The sequence below is a fragment of the Streptomyces rhizoryzae genome (genome assembly GCF_023155275.1).
Classification (GTDB): Bacteria; Actinomycetota; Actinomycetes; order Streptomycetales; family Streptomycetaceae; genus Streptomyces; species Streptomyces rhizoryzae.
In genome coordinates, this window is the sequence record NZ_JALMUV010000103.1 from 1 (window position 1) to 4,282 (window position 4,282).

Annotated in this window: 2 protein-coding genes and 2 pseudogenes; 3 read left to right on the top strand and 1 reads right to left on the bottom strand. The window is 76.0% G+C overall.

Annotation, left to right across the window (positions count from 1 at the left end; translation table 11 throughout):
* Positions 1-194: 194 nt before the first annotated feature.
* Both MUU72_RS34965 and MUU72_RS34970 read left to right on the top strand, forming a co-directional pair.
* Positions 195-284: pseudogene (locus MUU72_RS34965) on the top strand (hypothetical protein); the annotation flags it as partial.
* 47 nt (positions 285-331) lie between these two features.
* Positions 332-1,016, top strand: a pseudogene (locus MUU72_RS34970) (polynucleotide kinase-phosphatase); the annotation flags it as partial.
* 249 nt (positions 1,017-1,265) lie between these two features.
* Here MUU72_RS34970 and MUU72_RS34975 read toward each other — a convergent pair.
* Positions 1,266-2,261, bottom strand: coding sequence for a GlxA family transcriptional regulator (locus MUU72_RS34975; RefSeq protein ID WP_248017493.1), 996 nt, complete (start codon positions 2,259-2,261; stop codon positions 1,266-1,268).
* Positions 2,262-2,356: 95 nt separating this feature from the next.
* Here MUU72_RS34975 and MUU72_RS34980 point away from each other — a divergent pair, with 95 nt between their 5' ends.
* Positions 2,357-4,039, top strand: a complete 1,683-nt coding sequence (locus MUU72_RS34980) for an MFS transporter (RefSeq protein WP_248017494.1) — start codon at positions 2,357-2,359, stop codon at positions 4,037-4,039.
* Positions 4,040-4,282 lie beyond the last annotated feature (243 nt).

A 4,282-nucleotide genomic window follows, 5' to 3' on the forward strand; every position in this document is an offset into this window, starting at 1 on the left:
GGGCGGGGGGGGGGAGGCCCCCGGCGGTGCGCTCCACCTGCCGCCCCGTTCCGTGGCCCGGCCCCCGGCGCTCTCTCCTCCCCTCCCGGTTCACCCCCCGCTCTCTCTCCCCGGCCCTCCGGTTCACCCTCGCTCTCCCCCGGCCCCCCGAAAAGCGCTGGGAAACGTGCCTTCCGCCCTCCCATCCTCAAGGAGTGATTCTGACCCTCACCAGCACGGGCACCCCCGACCGTCCCGCGACCGACCTCGGGTTTCTGCTGCACAAGCATCCCGACCGGGCGCAGCAGTGCGGGTGGGGGAGCCGGAGGGCGGCGGCGGTCCGGGGGCGCTGGACGGGTTCCGGCTGGCGCTCTTCCAGATCCTCGCGGTGCGGGGCCGAAGCCTGACCGGGCTGGCACACACCGAGCAACTGGCCCTGACCGACCGGTTGATAGCGGCCGAGGAGGAGCAGCCGGAGGCGGCCGGTGACGGGGACAGTGCGCCGGGTGCGCCGGGTGCGCCGGGTGCGCCGGGTGCGCCGGGTGCGCCGGGTGCGCCGGGTGCGTCCGGCGCGGCGGGTGCGACGGTGGAGGTGCGGCGGGTGCGTCTGCTGCCGGCCGAATACGTTGCTGGCGCCGACCCGGCGGCTGCTCGTCGGCACCGAGGACGAGGCGTCGGTCGCGGCCGGTATCGCGTGGTGGCTGGATCTGACCGCCGCGGGCGGGGAGGGGATGGTCGTCAAGCCGGTCCAGGCGCTGGTCCGGCAGCCGGACGGTCGGCTCGTCCAGCCGGGCGTCAAGTGCCGCGGCCGGGAGTACCTCCGGATCATCTACGGCCTGGAGTACACCGGTCCCGAGAACCTGCGGCGGCTGCGGGGCCGCCACCTCGGCCACGAGCGCTCGCCGGCCCTGCGGGAGTACGCGCTGGGGTTGGAAGCGCTCGACCGGCTGGCGGAGGGCGAGCCGCTGTGGCGGGTGCACGAGGCGGTGTTCGCGGTGCTCGCGCTGGAGTCGGAACCGGTGGATCCGCGGCTGTAGGGGCAAGGCTCGCCGGGGCGCGCCCCGGCGAGCCCCGGGGAACCCCACCCCACCGGCGCCGGTTTCAGGCCACCGGGGCAGAGCGCGGTTCCCGTGCCCATGGCGGCTGGAGCGCCGGCAGTGGCTCCTGTGACCACGGTGGGCTCAGGGCTTACAGCGTCAACGGGGCCCACAGCGTTCACATGGCCACAGCCCCCGCAGCCCCCGCAGGGCCCACGGTGGCCGCGGGGCCCGCAGCGTTCACAGGACTCACGGGGCGGCGGGGGCGGGCGGCCGGTCGGATTCCGTGGCCCGGGCCGAGCGGTAGGTGCGCCGGTAGTCGACCGGGGGGACGCCCACCGCCCGGGTGAAGTGGCGGCGAAGGTTGGCGGCCGTGCCCAGGCCGGCGATGTCCGCCACCCGGTCCACGGCCAGGTCGGTGCCCTCCAGCAACTCCCGGGCGCGGGCGATGCGCTGGGCCTGGAGCCACTGCATCGGTGTGGTCCCGGTGGCGGCGTGGAACCGCCGGACGAGGGTGCGCGGGCTGGTGTGTGCGTAGCGGGCGAGGTCGGCGACGGTCAGCGGTTCGTGGAGGCGTTCGGCGGCCCAGTGCAGGACGGGCGCGAGGGAGTCGTCGCGGCGTTCCGGGAGCGGGGTCTCGATGTACTGGGCCTGTCCACCGGGGCGGTGTGCGGGGGCGACCAGCTGCCGGGCGAGGGAGTTGGCGACGCCGGTGCCGAAGTCCTCGCGGATCAGGTGCAGGCAGACGTCGATGGAGGCGGTGGCGCCGGCGCCGGTCAGTACGTCGCCGTGGTCGACGTAGAGGACCGCGGGGTCCACGCTGACGGCCGGGTACCGCTCGGCGAGCAGCTGCGCGTACATCCAGTGCGTGGCGGCGGTCCGGCCGTCGAGCAGTCCGGTCGCGGCGAGGGTGAAGGCGCCCGAGCAGAACGAGACCAGTCGGGCACCGCGGCGGTGGGCCTCGCGCAGCGCCGCGACGAGTTCCGCCGGCGGGTCGCCGTGCACGTCGGCGGAGGCCGGTACGAGGACGGTGTCGGCGGAGACCAGGTCGTCGGGGCCGTAGGAGGTGCGGGTGGTGAACCAGGGGCCGGCGAGCGGGGTGTCGCCGTCCGTGCCGATCGCGCACACCCGCAGGTCGTACCAGTTGGAGGGTGGCTGGATCCGGTCGGTACCGAAGATGTGGCAGGGGATGGCGAGTTCGAAGAACGGCATTCCTGCGGTGACCGCGATGGCAAGGGAGGGCATGGCGGAAGTGTGGCAGAACGGATGGCAGGAATGTAGCGGGTGCTGGCAGGGCTGCCACTCGTGGTGCGGGGCCGCGGTGCCGATGCTTGATCGTCATGACCCCTTCTGTTCCCGGCGACCGGGGGACGGGCGCGCCCGCCGGTGCGCCCTGCGGTGCCCCGTCCGGCGCGCACCCGGCTCCCCGGCGGCCCGCTCGGCCGCATCCGACGCCCCAACAGGCCGCCCGCCAGGGGCAGTTCGCCCCTGACTCCGCGGTCCCGGCCCCAGCGCCTGCCACCACTCCCGCGGCCCCAGCCCCTGTCACCGTTCCCGGCCCCGCCTCCGGCCTCGACCCCGGCCTCGACCCCGCCCCCGATCCCCGCCGCTGGCTGGTGCTGGCGGTCGCGTCCGCCGCGCAGTTCCTCGCGGTGCTGGACCTGATCGCGGTCACCATCGCGTTCCCGGCGATCGGCGAGGACTTCGCGCCGGCGCCCGCGTCCGCGCTCTCCTGGGTCCTCAACGGCTACACCGTCGTCCTCGCCGCGCTCCTGATCCCGGCCGGCCGGCTCGCCGACGAGGCCGGGCGGCGGCGCTGCTTCCTGGCCGGCATGGCGCTGTTCGGCCTGGCCTCCGCGGTCTGCGGGCTGGTGCCCACGCTCCCGCTGCTGATCGCGGCGCGGGTGGTGCAGGGCGCGGCGGCCGCCGTCCTGATCCCGACGTCGCTCTCCCTGGCGCTGCCCGCCTTCCCGGCCCGCGAACGGGCCACCGCGGTGGGGGTGTGGACGGCGGTGAGCGCGGTGGCGGCGAGTTCCGGGCCGGTGATCGGCGGGCTGCTGGCCGCCTCCGACTGGCGGCTGATCTTCCTGATCAACGTGCCGGTGGTGCTGCTCGCGGTCGGCGCGGGCGTCCGGCTGCTGCCCCGTTCGGTCCGCGGTCCGCGGCAGGCGCTGGACCTGCCGGGGACGGTGCTGGTGCTGGTGTGTGTCGGCGCGCTGGTGACCGCGTTCGCGCAGGCCCCCGAGTGGGGGTACACCGCCCCAGGCACGCTCGCCGTGCTCGCTGCGGGTGCCCTGGCGGGCGTGCTCGGCGTACGCCATGTGCGGCGGGCCGCGCGGCCGGTGGTGGACCCGGCGCTCTTCCGGGCGCCCGGGTTCACCGCGGCGGCCTCGGGGCTGCTCGGCTACTTCGTGGCCTACGGGGTGATGATGCTGGCCGCGAGCCTGCTCTTCACCGACGTCTGGCACTACTCGGTGCGCACCGCCGGACTGGCGCTGGCGCCCTGGCCGCTGACGGTCCTGGTGGTCTCCGCGGTCTCCGGCCGGATCGTCGCCGTGCTCGGCGGCCGCGGGACGGCGGTGGCCGGGGCCCTGTGCTTCGTCACGGCCGCGCTGTGGTGGCTGGCGCTGGCCGGGGACGGCGGCGCGGGGGCGGGGTACGCGGTGCGGTTCCTGCCGGGGCTGATCTTCGCGGGGTTCGGTGCCGGGCTGTACCAGCCGGTGATGTTCGCCGCCGCGGGTGCGCTGCCCGCGTCCCGACTCTCGCTCGGTTCGGGCGTGTTGATGGTCTCCCGGCAGGCCGGTACCGCGCTGGGGGTCGCCGTCCTGGTCGCCGTCATGGGCGGTCAGCAGCATCCGGGGCTCGGGGCGCTGCGCGGCGGCTGGGTCATCGCGGCGGTGGCCTCGATGGGCGCGGTGGCGGCGGCCCTGGCTCTGGGGCGCGACAGCGGGCGGGCGGCGGCCGGCGGTCGGCGTGCGGCCCGTGGAGCCCAGCAGGCAGTACACGAGGACGGTGCCGCGTGAGGGCTGACGGCTGCCGGGGCGATGCCTGGCGGAACGGCACCCGTCAAGGCCGACGCCTGGCGGAACGGAACCTGCCGGGGCTGCCTCCGACGCAACAGCACCTGCCGGGCCGGTGCCTGGCGGAACGGCACCCGTCAAGGCCGACGCCTGACCGGCCACCACCTGGCGAACCGGCGGATGCCGGGGGTGGGGCCAAGGGGGCCACGGAAGCAAGGGGGCCACGGGGAGCAAGGGGCCACGGGG